This is a genomic window from Pseudomonas sp. C9-3, from assembly GCF_032392015.1.
Classification (GTDB): domain Bacteria; phylum Pseudomonadota; class Gammaproteobacteria; order Pseudomonadales; family Pseudomonadaceae; genus Pseudomonas; species Pseudomonas nitroreducens.
In genome coordinates, this window is the sequence record NZ_CP135919.1 from 4,074,821 (window position 1) to 4,090,349 (window position 15,529).

Below are 15,529 nucleotides of genomic sequence, written 5' to 3' on the forward strand. Positions count from 1 at the left end.
CGGCCGCATCCTGGGGTTATAAGCCAGCAGCCGGGACCGGACGCTGACCCTTAAATGACAATCCTGTCAGTTTCGTCTTCAAGGCCCGTACAACGGGGCTTTGCGCCTAATGGCGATAGGCCGGCGCAAGTTCTCGAAGACCGCCTAGACTCCACACATCCCACATGGAGCGCTGGCGATGCAGCCACCCCGAGGAGCCCTCTGGCTGTTCGCCAGCCCGCTGCGTCTGCGGGCCGGCGTGCTGCTGCTCGCGCTCCTCACGCTGAGCGCCGGCGCCGCCTGGAACTTCGACACCATCCTGAAGAACGCCGAGCAGCGCTACGGCAACCTCGGCACCGCCAAGACCCGCATCGAATCCTGGGGTCGCCTGATCGACGACAGCGAGAATCTCGACGAGATGGCCAAGCTCAAGGCCGTCAACGCCTTCTTCAATGGCGCGCTGGTGTTCACCGACGACCGCACCGTCTGGCACCAGGAGGACTACTGGGCCACCCCGGTGGAGTCGCTCTACAAGGGCGCCGGCGACTGCGAGGACTACTCCATCGCCAAGTTCGTCACCCTGCGCCGCCTCGGAGTCGCCAGCGACAAGCTGCGCATCACCTACGTCAAGGCGCTGCAGCAGAACCAGGCGCACATGGTGCTCACCTACTACGCCTCCCCCACTGCCGAGCCGCTGGTGCTGGACAACCTGATCCCGCAGATCAAGCCCGCCTCCCAGCGCAAGGACCTCCTGCCCGTCTACGCCTTCAACGCCGAGGGGCTGTGGCTGCCTGGCCCCGGCGGCGGCAAACGCACCGGCGACAGCAAGAAGCTGTCGCGCTGGCAGGACCTGTTGACCAAGATGCGCGCCGAGGGCCTGGACCTCGACGAGACGCGATAGGAGAACCCGGCATGTCATTGCTCAAGCAACTGTTCCTGGCGATCTGCCTGTTCCTCGTGGTGGCCTTCGCCGGCAGCTTCGCCGCCAGCCTGGAAAGCTCCCGCGAGCAACTGATCGGCCAGTTGCGCTCCCATGCCCAGGACGCAGCGACCGCGCTGGGCCTGTCGCTCACCCCGCACGTGGACGACCCGGCGATGATCGAGTTGATGGTCAGCTCGATCTTCGACTCCGGCTACTTCGCCACCATCCGCGTGGTGAGCATTCCCGAGGGCAAGGTCATCGTCGAGCGCGACAGCGACACGCAGAACCAGCAGGTGCCCGCCTGGTTCGCCAAGCTGGTCAACCTCAAGGCCCAGGGCGGCGACGCGCTGATCATGCGCGGCTGGGAACAGGCCGCGCGGGTCGAGGTGGTCAGCCATCCGCAGTTCGCCCTGGCCAAGCTGTGGGACGGCGCGCTGGGCAGCCTCGCCTGGCTGCTGGCCTGCGGGCTGGTCAGCGCCATCCTTGGCGGCTGGCTGCTGCGTACCCAATTGAAGCCGCTGGACCAGATGGTGCAGCAAGCCCACGCCATTACCCGCCGCGAATTCCTCACCCTGCCCAAGGAACCGCGTACTCCGGAGCTGCGGCGCGTGGTACAGGCGATGAACCAGATGGTCGACAAGCTCAAGGCCCTGTTCGCCGAGGAAGCCAGCCGCAGCGAGAAACTGCGCGAGGAAGCCTACCAGGACAGCCTTTCCGGCCTGGCCAACCGTCGCCTGTTCGACGCACGGCTGGACGCGCAGCTCTCGCCCAGCGAGCAGAACGCCGCCGGCTACCTGCTGCTGCTGCGCCTGAACGACCTGGCCGGGCTCAACCAGCGCCTCGGCGGGCAACGCACCGACGCGCTGATCCGCGACGTCGCCGAACTGCTGGAACGTGAGCGCGAGCAGCACGGCACCCCGGACTGGCTGGCCGCGCGCAGCCGCGGCGGCGAATTCACCCTGCTCGCGCCCGGCCTGGACAGCGCCAGTGCCGAGCACCTGGCGGACGAACTCAGTGCCGCCCTGGAAAATCTGCGCGGCACGGGCGCCAGCGATTGCACGCCGGTGGCGCACCTGGGCCTGGCGGCCTTCCGACCGGGCGAGCCCTCCGCTGGCGTGCTGTCGCGCGCCGACCAGGCACTGGCCCAGGCGCAGGCCACCCCGGACCGCACCTGGCAACGCCTGGACAGCTCCGGCAGCCAGCCCGCCCAGGACTCCCGCGCCTGGCGCGACTGGCTCGACGACGCCCTGCAGAAGGGCAAGCTGCAGCTGTGGTTCCAGCCCGTGCGCGCCTGCGTCAAGAATGGCGAGTTGCTGCACCAGAAGGTTCTCGCGCGGCTGCTCGATCCCAAGGGCGAGGCCGTGGCCGCCGGGCAATTCCTGCCCTGGATCGAGCGCTTCGGCTGGTCGGCGCGCTTCGACCTGGCGATGCTCGAACACGCCCTCGCCCACCTCGCCCAGCAACCGGCGCCACTGGCCCTGTCGCTCTCGGCGGAAACCGTGCGCAGCGCCGAGCCTCTGCGCCAGCTCTTCGAAATCCTGCGTGCCCACCCACAGGAAGCGCAGCTGATGACGCTGGAAGTGGACGAACGCTACCTGCCGCCGCCGGCCGAGTTGGAGAAGCTCGCCCAGTCTGTCCAGGAAGTCGGCGCCAAGCTCGGCCTGCAGCACTTCGGCGGGCGCTTCAGCCTGATCGGCAACCTCACCCGCCTGGGGCTTGCGTACCTGAAGATCGACGGCAGCTACATCCGCGCCATCGACCAGGACAACGACAAGCGCCTGTTCATCGAGGCCATGTACCGCGCGTCCAACAGTATCGACCTGCCGCTGATCGCGGAGATGGTCGAGACCGAGGGCGAGCTGCAGGTGCTGCGGGAGATGGGGATTGCCGGGGCGATGGGCCGGCTCATTGGCGCGCCGAAGCCGTCGCAGAAGAACGGTTCCTGATGTCCTTGCAGGACCGAGGGGGGCGCCTAGCCCTTGCTCGCGAACCATCCCCGCGACGGGGCCTGTTCGCGAGCAAGCTCGCTCCTACATGAAAACCTGCGTCACGTTCCGGCTCTTACAGACTTCCAGAAAAACATCCGAGCACTCCGGATGCCCCGTTCAGGAGGCCTCGTTGAAGCGGAGTTTCAGGAGTTGAGCGACATGGATGTCGCGAGAGCCACGATGGGCCAGGGATGGCCCGTCGTGGGGGGACGCCTAGTTCGTGCCCCTGAAACTTCGATTCGACGAGGGAATTTTTCGCCTAAGCGAAAAACCGGATGTCCGGGGCAAGACCTTTGCCCACTTTGGGGCGTTTGCCAAAGTGGGTCGCCCGAGGGGGCGAAACGAGAAGTCACAGCGCACGCTGAAGCGGCGCTGGAAACCTCAAAGCTAGGCAGACACATCGCGAACAAAGCCCGCTCTTACACAAGGGCAAACGCCGGAGCAGGCCTTGAAGGCCGCATTCGCGAGCAAGCTCGCTCCTACACGAAACGTTAGTCCTTCTTGCCCTTCTTCGCGCTTCCGTAAGCCGCCTCCAACGCATCATTGATCGTCTTGAGCACCTTCACCCGCGCATAACGCTTGTCGTTGGCCTCGATCAGCGTCCAGGGCGCAATCTCGGTGCTGGTGCGATCGACCATATCCCCCACCGCATCCACGTACTGGTCCCACTTGTCGCGGTTGCGCCAGTCCTCCTCGGTGATCTTGAAGCGCTTGAAGGGAATCGACTCGCGCTCCTTGAAGCGCTCCAGCTGGGTGTCCTGGTCAATGGAGAGCCAGAACTTCACCAGCACGATGCCGTAGTCCACCAGTTGCTCCTCGAAATCGTTGATCTCCGCATAGGCGCGCAGCCAATCGGCATCGGTGGCGAAGCCTTCGACCCGCTCCACCAGCACGCGGCCATACCAGGATCGGTCGAAGATGGTGAACTGCCGGCGCGCCGGAATGTGCCGCCAGAAGCGCCACAGGTAGGGTTGCGCACGCTCCTCTTCGGTGGGCGCGGCAATCGGCACGATACGGTACTGGCGCGGGTCCAGCGCGTCGGTGACACGGCGAATCGCGCCGCCCTTGCCGGCCGCGTCGTTGCCCTCGAACACGGCAATCAGCGAGTGGCTGCGGAAACGCTTGTCGCGCATCAGCGTGGCCAGGCGCGCCTGCTCCTTGGCCAGTTGTTCCTTGTACTGGTCCTTGTCCAGCTTCAGGCTCAGGTCCAGCGCGTCCAGCAGCCCCTTGTTGTCGAGGCTGGAGACCAATGGCGCGGCATGCGGTTGCGGCGTCGGGCGGTCCTTGCGCTTGAGTGCGGCCTGCAGGCTTTCGAGGATGGTGCGACCCACCGTCAGGCTGCGGTAGCGCTCATCGGAACCCTCCACCACGTACCAGGGCGCGTAGTCGCGGCTGGTGCGGCGCAACACGCGCTCGCCGTAGCGCACGAACTTGTCGTAGACCTCGCTCTGCTTCCAGTCCACGTCGCTGAGCTGCCAACTGCGCGTCGGGTCGTTCTCCAGCGCCTTGAGGCGCTCCTTGAGCTGCTTCTTGGAGAGGTGGAACCAGAACTTGAAGATCAGCGCACCCTCGTCGGAGTACATGCGCTCGAAGCGCTCGGCGTCGTTGATCAGGCCGTCGAGCTGGCTGTCCTTGATCTCGCCGGTAACCCGCGCGTAAAGCATCTGGCTGTACCAGTTGCCGAAGAAAATCCCGGTCGTGCCCTTGGGCGGCAGGCGGCGCCAGAAGCGCCACTGTGGTGGACGGGAAAGCTCCTCATCGGTGGGCAGGAGGAAGCTTTCCACGCGGATCAGACGCGGGTCCATCCACTCGTTCAGCAGCTTCACCGTCTCGCCCTTGCCGGCCCCCTCGATACCATTGATCAGGACGATCACCGGGAAACGCGCCTGCTGCTTGAGCTCGTACTGTGCCTCGAGCAAGGCCTCGCGCAGCACAGCGACTTCCTTCTCGTAGGTTTCCTTGTCGATGGAATGACCGATCTCGGCGGATTCGAACATGCAGCTCTCCTTGTTTCGAAGTGAATAGAAGGTAGCGGAAGTGACGCAGCCTGTCCTCGGAATGGATCGGCTAAACTGCCGCCTTCGCTTCCCTGCCCTGCATTCCTTCATGCCAGATATCAGCAGCGCCCAGATCGACTGGGACGAGAACGGCCAGCCCACTTCCCGCGTCTATGGCGACGTGTATTTCTCCCGCGACTCGGGCATTGCCGAAACGCACCACGTGTTCATCGACGGCAACCGTCTGCCAGAGCGCTTCGCGGCGCTACCAGCGGGCGGGCGCCTGTGCATTGGCGAGACCGGATTCGGCACCGGGCTGAACTTCCTCTGTGCCTGGCAATTGTTCGAAGCACTGGCACCTGGCGGTGCACGGCTGCACTTCGTCACCACCGAGAAGTACCCGGTAGCCCCTGAAGACCTGCGCCGCGCCTTCGCCCTCTGGCCGGAGCTGGCGCACCTGTCGGGGCAGGTGCTGGAGCAGTACGTGGCGATCAATCCCGGCTTCCAGCGCTTCGTCTTCGCGGGCGGCCGCGTGGTGCTGAGCCTGCTGATTGGCGATGTACTGGACACGCTGCCGGAGCTGGACGCACGCATCGACGCCTGGTTCCTCGACGGTTTCTCTCCGGCGAAGAACCCACAGATGTGGAACGACGCGCTCTACGCGCAGCTGGCCCGTCTTTCGGCACCGGGCACGACCCTCGCCACCTTTACCAGCGCCGGTTTCGTCCGCCGCGGACTGGGCGCAGCCGGCTTCAAGATTCGCCGTACCCTGGGCTTCGGCAAGAAATGGGAGATGTCCCAGGGCGAATTCATCGGCCTCGAACAGCCCGCCGGCAAGCCCTGGTACGCCCGCCCTGCTCGCGCGAAAGGAGCGCGCGAAGCCCTGGTGATCGGCGGCGGCATGGCCGGTTGCGCCAGCGCCGCGAGTCTCGCCGCACGCGGCTGGCAGGTGACCCTGATCGAGCGTCATGCCGGCCTTGCCGAGGAAGCCTCGGGCAATCCCCAGGGCGTGCTCTACCTCAAGCTGTCCGCCCACGGCACCGCACTGTCGCGGCTGATCGTCAGCGGCTTCGGGCATACCCGGCGGCTGATCCAGCGTCTGCAGAAAGGCGAGGAATGGTCCGACTGTGGCGTGCTGCAACTGGGCTTTGATGAAGCCGAGGCCGGCCGCCAGGCGAAGCTCGCCGAAGCCTTCCCCGGCTCGCTGCTGCGCCTGCTGGACAAGGCCGAGGCGGAAAACCTCGCCGGCGTCGGCCTGCCCGCCGGCGGGCTGTTCTATCCCGAAGGTGGCTGGGTACATCCGCCGGCCTTGTGCCGGCACCTGGCGCAACATCCGAACATCCGCGTGCTGGCCGGCGAGGAAGTCCGCCTGCAACGCGAAGCCGATGGCTGGAGCGCCTGGAGCGGCGACGCGAAACTTGCCAGCGCGCCCGTCGCCATCCTTGCCACCGCCGCCGAGGTGCGCCGCTTCGAAGGCGCATCGAGCCTGCCGATGAAGCGCATTCGCGGGCAGATCACCCGTGTGCCGGCCACCGCCGAAAGCGCTGCATTGAGCACCGTGGTCTGCGCCGAAGGCTACGTCGCCCCGCCGCGTCACGGCGAGCACACCCTAGGCGCCAGTTTCGAATTCAAGCGAGACGACACTGAGCCATCATTGGAAGAACACCTGGGCAACCTCGACCTGCTGGCGGAAATATCCACAGACCTGAGCGAACGCATGCACATCGCCCAACTGGACCCGGCAACGCTGCAGGGCCGCGCCGCCTTCCGCTGCACCACGCCGGACTACCTGCCACTGGTGGGCCCGCTGGCCGACCGCGAAGCCTTCGCCAGCGCCTACGCTGTACTGGGCAAGGATGCGCGCCAGGTGCCGGAAACTCCGTGCCCGTGGCTCGACGGCCTGTACCTGAACAGCGCCCACGGCTCCCGCGGGCTGGTCACCGCGCCGCTGGCTGGCGAGTTGCTCGCTGCCTGGATCGACGACGAACCGCTACCCTTGCCCCGTGCCGTGGCCGAGGCCTGCCACCCGAACCGTTTCTTCCTGCGCGACATCGTGCGCGGCCAGAAGAACGCCTGATCATCTCGCGGTCCAGCGACAGGACCGCGACCAGCTTCCAGAGCGGACCACCGACATGGATGCACTGCTGCTTGAATCCTCCGCCATCGGCCTGATCCTCGGGCTGCTGCTGGGCCTGACCGGCGCCGGCGGCTCGCTGGTGGCGCTGCCGCTGCTGCTCAGCCTGCACCTGCCGTTGCACGATGCCATTGGCGTCAGCCTGGGCGCGGTGGCGCTTTCGGCCGCCATCGGCGCGGTGCCGCGCGCGCGGCAAGGCCAGGTGGCGTGGAAGCCGCTGTTCTGGCTGGTGATCACCGGCTGGCCGGGCAACGCCATCGGCCAGTGGCTGGGCAAGTTCGTGCCCGATGGCTGGCTGATCATTGGCTTCTGCGTGCTGGTGCTGTGGTCGGCCTGGCGCATGTGGCAGGGCTCCAGCCAGCCGCGCGTGTCCGACCAGCCGACGCGCAACGGTCCGCTGCTTGCGGTGGGGTTGGCGGTGGGAATGCTGTCCGGCCTGATGGGTGTCGGCGGCGGCTTCCTGATCGTGCCGGGGCTGCTGTGGTTCACGCCGCTGTCGATGATGGCGGCAACCGCGACGTCCATGGCGGTGATCGCGCTGGTGTCCGGCGGCGGGTTCCTGCTCTACCTGACCCACGCACAGCCACCGCTGCCCTTGCTGGCGTGCCTGGCGGCGGGCGGTGCACTGGGCGTGCTGTTCGGCAATCGCCTGGCGGTGCGCCTTGGCGGCGCGACGTTGCAGCGCCTGTTCGCGCTGATGCTGGTGGCGGTCAGCCTGTCCCTGGCGGCACAGAAACTGATGAGCTGACGCTCAGAACTCTTCTTCCTCTTCTTCCTCTTCTTCTTCCTCGACGCCGCTCCCCGGCGTCTCGAACAGCTCGGCCGCGCGCAACAGCCCGGCGAGAATCGCGTGCTGCTCCCATTCGGGTAAACCGGCGAAGCGTTCCAGGGCGTGCTCGGGCAGTAGCGCCGGGCTGTGTTTCAGCGCTTTGCGGCCATCGGCTTCAAGGCTCATCCATTGCTTGCGACGGTCATCATCGTCGCGCCGCCGCGTCAGCAGCCCCTTGCTTTCCAACCGGGCCAGCGCACCGGAAAGCGATGACTGGGACAGCGCCACATGCCGCGCCAACTGACCAGCGGTTATCTCCCCCTCCAACTCCACCACCTGCAGGATCAGCAACTGCAGCGGTGTCAGTTCGCCATCCCGGCCCAGGCTCTTGGAGTGCACCTCCGCCGCCTGTTGCAGGCGCCGCAGGGCCTGCAACATCGAGAGTGCGTGGGCGTTGCGCATCGAAGTCTTGCTGTCGGCCATGTCAGTCCACCTGCTGCTCCGTCATTTTTCCTCAATGAAATCAAATAGAACTCTCGCCAGATCGACGGGTCATCCCCTATGGGCCGCGTAAGAAGGCGTCGCACCTCGACGCTGTCGCGCCCCACAGGCGTCCATGAGACGCCACCCACTTCATCCCCAACGGAGATCCGGTAAGGACATGTGCGGAATAGCAGGAGGACTAAACATGCGCCCTAGAGGGGATTCTAGGGCCTTCTCCAGCCCCTGAATCCCCCTTTAGATCATCGTTTTGGTACAAAAAGTGGTACGAGCACGCCCCCGCCTCGCCCGTCCTGGGCACCCCTTTCATTCCATCCCAAGCTCCACTTAAACTGTATATCCATACAGCACACTGAATACATCACCGTGCACCCCGAACTGACAGAGTGGCACGCCAAGCTGAACAGCCGGCGTGACCTGATGGCGCACCCAGAGGAACATCGTCGAGCACTAAGCGATAGTGCCCAGGCTCTCCGTGTCCGCGGCGTGGTGACCGCCGACGAATGGCTCGAGCTGTGCGACCTCATCACCGGCGCCTACTCCTTCGCGATCGAGCAGCGGGCCTCCGAACTGTTTCACCAATCGTCCGCGTACGACGTCTTCGACTCCAACTGGTGCAAGGTCGGAACTGCCACGCGGGGAGTCCTGCTGTTCACCGGGGCGAAGTGGCCGCTACTAATCCAGCATGGAGACCAGGGGCAACTACAGGCATTCAGCGGGACTGGTTTCACGTTTCTCGCCGGATCGCTGCAGGGGCTAGCGCTGATCATGGAGAACGGCCGGCGCTTCACTCTGGTCGAGGCAGGCCGCTACCTGAAGGGCGGCGAGTATGTCGAGGCCATAACCGACCCAGACTGCTTTCGCTTGGCGCTGGATGCGATCGAGGCGGCTCGCGAGGCTGGCGACACCGACGGGGCGGGTCACCTCAGCGAGCGCGCAGGCGTAAGTCCTTTCAGGGTCTGCCCTGCCTGCCGGGACCGCTTCGACGGGCGGGAGGACTGCGACCAGTGCACCGGGCTAGGCTTCATTCGGGTTACGGTTTGAGGATCTGGGAATGTGCGGGAGATACGTGACGCCAGAAGAAGCCGCAATGGAGCGGTACTGGCATATAGGAAGGGGGAACTCCGGGCGCTGGATTGATCGCGCGTACAATGTCGCGCCGACCAGCCAGGTGCCGATGGTGCTCCTGAACGAGGCGGGAGAACAGGAAGTGGTGGCCGCCCGCTGGGGGCTGATCCCGTTCTGGTGGAAGAAGGAGAAGCCGCCGGCGCTGACCTTCAACGCACGAAGCGAGGAAGCGCCGACGAAGCCTATGTGGCGGGATGCGATTCGGCACCGGCGCTGCCTGATGCCGGCAGCCGGTTGGTATGAGTGGAACGAGAAGGAGCCGGCGAGGAACAAGGCCGGCAAAGACACGCACCAGCCCTACTACCATCACGCCATCGACGGCGACGTGCTGGCGATCGCCGGGATCTGGTCGACCTGGGCGCCGCCGGAGGGTGAGCCGATCACATCCTGCGCGCTGCTGACCAAGGAGGCCCAGGGGCTGGTATCAGCCATCCACCACCGGATGCCGGTGATCCTGGCGCCGGAGCAGTGGAAGACCTGGCTATCGCCCGAGACCTCGCTGGAGTTGGCCTACGACACCATCGCCCTGGCGCGGCGGGACTTCGAGGCCTACCGCATCTCGACGGACGTCGGGAGCGTCAGGAACCAGGGCGCGCAGTTGATCGAGCCGATCTAGAGGTAGTGCGCCACACCCTTTCCGATGGGCTTCCACTCTTCCTGAGGAGAGTTCGTCGACAGCATGGCGAAGAGCTCCACTTCCTGTCCTTCCTTTGGCTCTGCCGGCAGCAGTGCTGCATGACGCCCAGCCTGGAGTCCGGGAAACATCTCGGAGTTGGCCGCAACGTGGAACTCCCAGACGCCGTACTGGCCAGTTTTGGTGACCAGCCGCTCAAGGCTTAGCCGCGTGCCGCCGTTGGATCGAATTCTGAGCATGCCGACCTCCTGTGATCGAGGCCGGCATTGTAGCCTCAGAACAGTCCGCCGAACGCACCTGGTTCCCAGTTCATGATCACCAGCTCGCCCGTCACCTCGGCCGTGCCCTGCCGCTGGTTCGTGTTGGAGTAGCGGATATCCAGGCGCTCCATGTGGAAGCCCGCGAACACCCGGCGGATATCGGGATGGTCGTTGATGCTGACCATGACCTTGCCCTTGCAGCGACGCATGAAGTCGGCCATCAGTTCGTACTGGCTGAACGGGAAGTCGACGCCATAGCCCTCGGTCTGCCAGTACGGTGGGTCCATGTAGTGAAAGGTGTGCTCGCGGTCGTAGCGCTCAGCGCACTCAAGCCAAGGCAGGTTTTCCACATAGGTGCCAGCCAGGCGCTGCCAAGCCGAGGAAAGGTTCTCCTCGATGCGCAGTAGGTTGATCGCAGGTCCAGTCGTGGCGGTGCCGAAAGTCTGACCAGACACCTTGCCGCCGAAGGCGTGGTGTTGCAGGTAGAAGAAGCGCGCCGCGCGCTGGATGTCGGTGAGCACTTCGGGCCGGGTGAGCTTCTGCCACTCGAAGACCTGGCGGCTGGAAATCGCCCACTTGAACTGGCGGACGAACTCCTCGAGGTGATTTTTCACCACGCGGTAGAGGCAGACGATGTCGCCGTTGAGATCATTGAGCACCTCGGTCTTGGCCGGCACCGGGCGCAGGAAGAAGAGCGCGGCGCCGCCGGCAAAGACCTCGACATAGCACTCGTGAGGTGGGAACAGCGGGATAAGGCGGTCGGCAAGGCGGCGTTTGCCGCCCATCCAGGGGAAAATCGGGTTGGTCATTTTGCAAGCCTATACTGTATGGATAAACAGGTGTTAGACTCGCCTCGCTTCGTGCACGAGGCGGGAGCCTGGGCTGGGCTTGCAGGGATGTTCTGCAGGTTCGGCGGCCGGCGAGGTGTTGCAGCACCGCACCGGTCGCTCCTTTCATTTCTGGCGCTGGGCGTCCTGGACCTGGATGCACTCGAGGACCTGGCTCGCGCAACTGACCAGCGCGGCTTCGGTCATATCCAGTGCCTGGCGCCACTGGTCATTGACCAGAACTGCCGGCCGCGCCGGTAGCTGGCACGCCACCAACGGGCAAAACTGCTGGGCTACGGTAGGCGGCGGGGTCGGTTGTGGCGGGACGCTCGTACAGCCGGCCAAGGTCAGCAGGAACAGGCAACCCGAGATACTCAGCAACGGCCTGGTCATTTCGTCGAAGCTCCTCGAAGGCGGCGCTCTGCGCCCTGGTATTGGTTGAAACGGCCTGCTCCAGCTGCCGCATGCGTTGGAATATCTCGGTGACAGCACCTATCTGGCGTTGCTGCTCGGCCAGGACTCGGGCCTGCAGGTCCACCATTTGTTGCGCATCACTGGCAGCTGCCTCCGCTCGATCGGCGCGCTGCGCCTCCAAGTCGATGCGTGGCGCCAGCCCCCACCAGGTAAGCGCCACGCCCAGCGCCAGCAGCAGGGCCACAATCAGCACACGGACACCGTTGCCCCAGGAGAAAGTCGGCATGGCCACCTCCTACGGCACGTCACGGAAGAAGCGGTGCCGACCGATCTGCACCGTCTGTTTGGCCTTCACCGACCACGCCGGCGGCGTTTTCATGCTGGTCGAGTAGTAATGTGTGGCGCCGCCCGTTGGGTCGGACTGTCGGCCGGCGATTACGACCAGGGCCGCCTCTCGCGCCTTCACGTACTCGGCCGAAGGGATCGGCCGGGAGCCACTCAGGTACGGATAGTTCGGGTCCTTCACGTTCCAGCAGCTGTACTGCCAGGGGTGCTGGCACACACTGATGATGTCCTTGCCCCACCAGCCCGGACGGGCAGCGCGGTTCTTGATGGTGAACCCGACGGCAACCATGCCGGCGAACCCTTCGCCGCGCGCTTCCCCCCAGAGGGTCCGCGCCAGCACATCCACTTCACGATCGCTCATGCTTTTCTCCAGGCATGAAAAAGCCCGCCAGGTGGCGGGCTTGGTTGGTGTATCTGCATTCAGGCCGGATGGGCCGTATGCCAGCCACCCTTTGCCATGCGCTTTCGCACCTTCGCGCGGTAGGCGTCCGGCTCCAGCGGCTTCGCCGCTCTATGGCGTTGTGAGTTGCAAAACTGGCAGGCCGCGGCAATGTTGCTCGCGGTATTGCCCCCACCATCACAGCGGGCGCGCAAATGCTCAGCAGTGCAGCGGAATGCGCTGGCCTGCTTTCGCGTGACCTGATGCTGGTGGGCGAACTGCTCGGGGGAGGATTGCCACATGGGGCAGCCGCAGTAGGTGCAGCGGCCGGACTGGCGTTGAAAGGCTTTAGCGCGGGTTTTGCTGATGGTCATGTCGTTTTCCTGGGGCACGGCGGCCCCCTTGTGAAAGGAAGTCCGTCGTACGAAGAAAACGATCCGAACGGTGACCAGCCTGAAAAGACATGGCCAGGAGTGCCTAAAAACACCCCAGCCTGCTCACTCTGGAGCAGGTCCGAGAAATGTAACCCACCACGCGCCCTGCCGCTATACCTCGAAGTCGTACTGGGGCAGGCTCGGCGCCTGCCCCATCACCTGCCCATCGCTGATGAAGGCATTCTGTCCGGCCGACACGGTGGTGCCGCGGGCAACCACATGGTTGCCGTTGCGCAACTCCACCACGCAGGTGCCGGCCGAGGTGTTGACGCTGACTACCTCCCCCACCGTCTTGGCGCCTCCAGGCAGCAGGCCGATGAACTTTTTCCACGGGTTCACGGTTGCCATCAGCTGCTGCCCTCGTCGTAGTGGCGTTCGATCTTCAGGGTCTGCCAGACCTTGGCGGCGCCGATGCCTTCGGCGCGAATGCTCACGCCCAGGCATAGGCCGCGCCAGATGTCGCCGGGGTCGCGGAACTCCACCAGCATGCCCGGCTGCACCAGGCCTGGCGCGCTGCCGCCGTTCTCGAACAGCGGAATGCGTCGGGTCTCGATGGCTTGGTTGCCGCCCTTGCTCAGTTCGCAGATGCCACGCGTGCGCGCCGGATCGGTGCCGGTCATCCACTCCTCCATGACGTCCGGTGCCGGCTCATCGCCTGCCGTACCGGCACGCCGGACCTGCACCGACACGCCGTAGTTGATGCCGCTCACATACACGAAATTCCAGGCGGTCTGCGGGCTCCACTCGCTGCCCCATTCGGCCACGATCTCCGCCGGCACGATGCAATCGGGGACTGCCTGGTGCCAGTACCAGGTCGCCTCGCGGTAGCGCGGCAGGATGGTGAAGGAATCTCCCGCCAGCGAAGGCCGCACGATTCCGCCAGCCACCTCGGCCAGGCGGTGGACCACCTCCATCGGCGTCATCTCGGAATAGCTGAAGGCGCCGGCCGGCAGCGACCAATCCGGCGGCCCCATTGCCACGGCGTCCCAGTTGGCGGTAAAGCCGGTGAACTCGAGCTGATCGTCCACGACGTTGCGTGCGTTGAGCGCGGCAGTGTTCATGCCGCTGCGCGCGGGCGCGTAGGGTGCGGCGAGCAGCTGAGTGCGGCTGCTGCCGCTGATGCTGTAGCGCTCGCTGCCGTGTTTGCCGCTGCCGCTGTAGCGCTCCACCAGGAAGCGCCAGACCCAGCCGTTGATGGTCAGCTCTACCGTTTTCGGCCCGGCAGCGTCCTGCTTCACCAGGTTCAGCGAGGTACGTCCGAACAGTTCGGCGCTGAAGGTCCACGCGAAGCTGTCGATATCCAGGCCGATGTCGATGCTGCTGGCATCCAGCGGCGTGCCGGTGGCCACGTCCACCAGCGTGACCGTGTTGGCGATCATGTAGGTCTCCAGAATGTCGGGTTCCTGGGGCGGATCGATCACGATCACTGGCCCCGGATAGTCCGGGTAAACGATGCCGGTTGGCTTCGGGTCGGTGGGCGTGCCCCAGCCCCATGGCAGGGTGCGCATGGCGTCCACGATGCGCGCCGGGGTGAAGCGCACCACCGCCCCGCTGTCCACCGGCTGGATGGCATGGTGCGGCGCCTGGTAGCTGAACTCGAAGAAGACCACGCCCGCGCCGCCCGGCACGTAGCGCGCCCCGCCAAAGCTGAAATCCACCAGTCCTGGCGTAGGCACGTACAGGCTCGCGGCTCGCGCGGCTGCCGCATCGAAGCGAGGGCCGAACTCATCGCAGCGGTTCCAGACTTGCTCAACGGTCGTGTCTCGCCAGGCCGGCCGAGGGTTGTAGATCAGCCGCAGGCGGGTGTCCCTGGCCCGGATGGACCGATCCCACGCGGACAACATCGACATGTCCTTGGGCGCCACCGTGTCCCATCGGCTGCCGGTGGCGGCGTCCAGATCAGTTGCCCATTCCCAAGCCGAGCCACGTTGCTGATCGCGCCACGGCACCTCATCCCAGGCCCCGGACATGCTGGCATCCTGGGGCGTTCCCTCGCCCCAGCTTCCGGTCGCCTTCGCGTCCCTGCGCGACACTGCTCCCCATTCCGAATGGCGCGCAAGATCGAACTGATGGCGGGCCTTGCTCCAGCCGGCCACGGCGTCATGGGTCAACATCAGGTCTTCTCCACAGCTTGCGGCCCATGGGCCAGCGGGCGGTAATAGCGGATCGCCTCTGCCCGAGCCGTGCCCAGCGGCTGCGGTCCGACCAGGGTCTCGTCCCACCAGTCGGGCTCGGCAGCCGGTAGGCGGCCGGCTTGGGTCACGCGGTACAGCCACCCCAGCATCAGCGACGGCCTGATCACCTGGTCCTCTACGACATCGAGGTTTGGCTGGAACAGCGTTCCCCAGTCATCCATGGCGAGGGCGTACACCACGCCGTCTGTCACCTTCAGGTCGATGACGCCATCGCCACCCTCTGCGGGACCGTAGCCGGCCACGCGGTACTGCCCGTTCGAGGGCTTCTCGATGAACACCACTTCGCGCTCCGCCAGGGCGCCGTCGACCCGCACCCGCGCGTTGAACTCCGCCGCATCGCCGCCGGCCGAACCCTCACCGCTGGTGATGTTGAAGGTGTAGGTCTTGGAGTCGTTGAGGCTCAGGTACACCGCGCGAGTCAGGCGCGGCGCCGCATCATCCATACCCGCCGCCAGCCACTGCCCCTGAGCAAGCAGCGTGGCCTGGTCGACAACGTAGGTCTGCGTGAACTCGCCCTGCCCTGGCTCTGCATGAAACGCCATGCAGAGCTGGCTGATGGTGTCCCAACCCCGGAAGAGCCGCAGGAACTTCTCCCCGGTCGTCACCTCCCCTTCACGCAGCAA

16 protein-coding genes and 1 pseudogene are annotated in these 15,529 nt (G+C 65.5%); 6 read left to right on the forward strand and 11 right to left on the reverse strand.

From position 1 onward, the window contains the following. Positions 1-178: 178 nt before the first annotated feature. Both lapG and lapD read left to right on the forward strand, forming a co-directional pair. Positions 179-880, forward strand: coding sequence for a cysteine protease LapG (gene lapG / locus RS899_RS18465; RefSeq protein ID WP_054908726.1), 702 nt, complete (start codon positions 179-181; stop codon positions 878-880). Between the two features lie 11 nt (positions 881-891). Continuing rightward, the gene (lapD, locus tag RS899_RS18470) at positions 892-2,847 is read left to right on the forward strand and encodes a cyclic di-GMP receptor LapD (RefSeq protein ID WP_315807763.1); all 1,956 of its coding nucleotides are present in this window, start codon (positions 892-894) and stop codon (positions 2,845-2,847) included. Positions 2,848-3,380: 533 nt separating this feature from the next. Here the strand turns inward: lapD and pap are convergent. Further along, positions 3,381-4,886, reverse strand: coding sequence for a polyphosphate:AMP phosphotransferase (pap, locus tag RS899_RS18475; protein ID WP_054908728.1), 1,506 nt, complete (start codon positions 4,884-4,886; stop codon positions 3,381-3,383). Between the two features lie 109 nt (positions 4,887-4,995). Here pap and mnmC point away from each other — a divergent pair, with 109 nt between their 5' ends. Both mnmC and RS899_RS18485 read left to right on the forward strand, forming a co-directional pair. After that, positions 4,996-6,963, forward strand: a complete 1,968-nt coding sequence (mnmC, locus tag RS899_RS18480; protein WP_315807764.1) for a bifunctional tRNA (5-methylaminomethyl-2-thiouridine)(34)-methyltransferase MnmD/FAD-dependent 5-carboxymethylaminomethyl-2-thiouridine(34) oxidoreductase MnmC — start codon at positions 4,996-4,998, stop codon at positions 6,961-6,963. A 55-nt stretch (positions 6,964-7,018) separates the two neighbouring features. Beyond that, a complete protein-coding gene (locus RS899_RS18485; protein WP_054908729.1) occupies positions 7,019-7,768 on the forward strand; it encodes a sulfite exporter TauE/SafE family protein in 750 nt (249 codons plus the stop codon). A 3-nt stretch (positions 7,769-7,771) separates the two neighbouring features. Here RS899_RS18485 and RS899_RS18490 read toward each other — a convergent pair whose 3' ends face one another. Continuing rightward, positions 7,772-8,272 (reverse strand): MarR family winged helix-turn-helix transcriptional regulator, encoded by a 501-nt coding sequence (locus tag RS899_RS18490; RefSeq protein ID WP_315807765.1) that lies wholly within the window; start codon positions 8,270-8,272, stop codon positions 7,772-7,774. Between the two features lie 384 nt (positions 8,273-8,656). On the opposite strand from RS899_RS18490, the gene RS899_RS18495 reads away from it, so the two are divergent. Together RS899_RS18495 and RS899_RS18500 are read left to right on the forward strand one after the other, a co-directional pair. Then, on the forward strand, positions 8,657-9,334 hold the full coding sequence (locus RS899_RS18495; protein ID WP_315807766.1) for a hypothetical protein: 678 nt from the start codon (positions 8,657-8,659) through the stop codon (positions 9,332-9,334). Between the two features lie 10 nt (positions 9,335-9,344). Then, positions 9,345-10,034: an SOS response-associated peptidase gene (locus RS899_RS18500; protein ID WP_315807767.1), complete on the forward strand. Its 690-nt coding sequence runs from the start codon at positions 9,345-9,347 to the stop codon at positions 10,032-10,034. Here the strand turns inward: RS899_RS18500 and RS899_RS18505 are convergent. The 9 genes and pseudogenes from RS899_RS18505 to RS899_RS18540 all read right to left on the reverse strand — a co-directional run bounded on the left by RS899_RS18505 (position 10,031) and on the right by RS899_RS18540 (position 15,448). After that, complete coding sequence (locus RS899_RS18505; RefSeq protein ID WP_315807768.1) at positions 10,031-10,291, reverse strand: hypothetical protein; 261 nt, start codon at positions 10,289-10,291, stop codon at positions 10,031-10,033. The genes RS899_RS18500 and RS899_RS18505 overlap by 4 nt on opposite strands. Positions 10,292-10,326: 35 nt before the next feature. Continuing rightward, positions 10,327-11,121, reverse strand: coding sequence for a DNA adenine methylase (locus RS899_RS18510; protein ID WP_315807769.1), 795 nt, complete (start codon positions 11,119-11,121; stop codon positions 10,327-10,329). Positions 11,122-11,265: 144 nt separating this feature from the next. Then, a pseudogene (locus tag RS899_RS30880) lies at positions 11,266-11,439 on the reverse strand (hypothetical protein); the annotation flags it as partial. After that, positions 11,369-11,839 carry a hypothetical protein gene (locus RS899_RS18515; RefSeq protein ID WP_315807770.1) on the reverse strand — a complete coding sequence of 157 codons (471 nt, stop codon included), beginning with the start codon at positions 11,837-11,839 and terminating at the stop codon, positions 11,369-11,371. The pseudogene RS899_RS30880 and the gene RS899_RS18515, both read right to left, overlap by 71 nt. Positions 11,840-11,848: 9 nt before the next feature. Next, positions 11,849-12,259 (reverse strand): cell wall hydrolase, encoded by a 411-nt coding sequence (locus RS899_RS18520; RefSeq protein ID WP_315807771.1) that lies wholly within the window; start codon positions 12,257-12,259, stop codon positions 11,849-11,851. 59 nt (positions 12,260-12,318) lie between these two features. Next, a complete protein-coding gene (locus tag RS899_RS18525) occupies positions 12,319-12,651 on the reverse strand; it encodes an HNH endonuclease signature motif containing protein (protein WP_315807772.1) in 333 nt (110 codons plus the stop codon). Between the two features lie 171 nt (positions 12,652-12,822). Next, on the reverse strand, positions 12,823-13,059 hold the full coding sequence (locus RS899_RS18530; RefSeq protein WP_315807773.1) for a hypothetical protein: 237 nt from the start codon (positions 13,057-13,059) through the stop codon (positions 12,823-12,825). Beyond that, a complete protein-coding gene (locus RS899_RS18535; RefSeq protein ID WP_315807774.1) occupies positions 13,059-14,825 on the reverse strand; it encodes a hypothetical protein in 1,767 nt (588 codons plus the stop codon). Before RS899_RS18535 ends, RS899_RS18530 begins: the two co-directional genes overlap by 1 nt. Beyond that, the gene (locus RS899_RS18540; RefSeq protein ID WP_315807775.1) at positions 14,825-15,448 is read right to left on the reverse strand and encodes a hypothetical protein; all 624 of its coding nucleotides are present in this window, start codon (positions 15,446-15,448) and stop codon (positions 14,825-14,827) included. Before RS899_RS18540 ends, RS899_RS18535 begins: the two co-directional genes overlap by 1 nt. Positions 15,449-15,529: the final 81 nt, after the last annotated feature.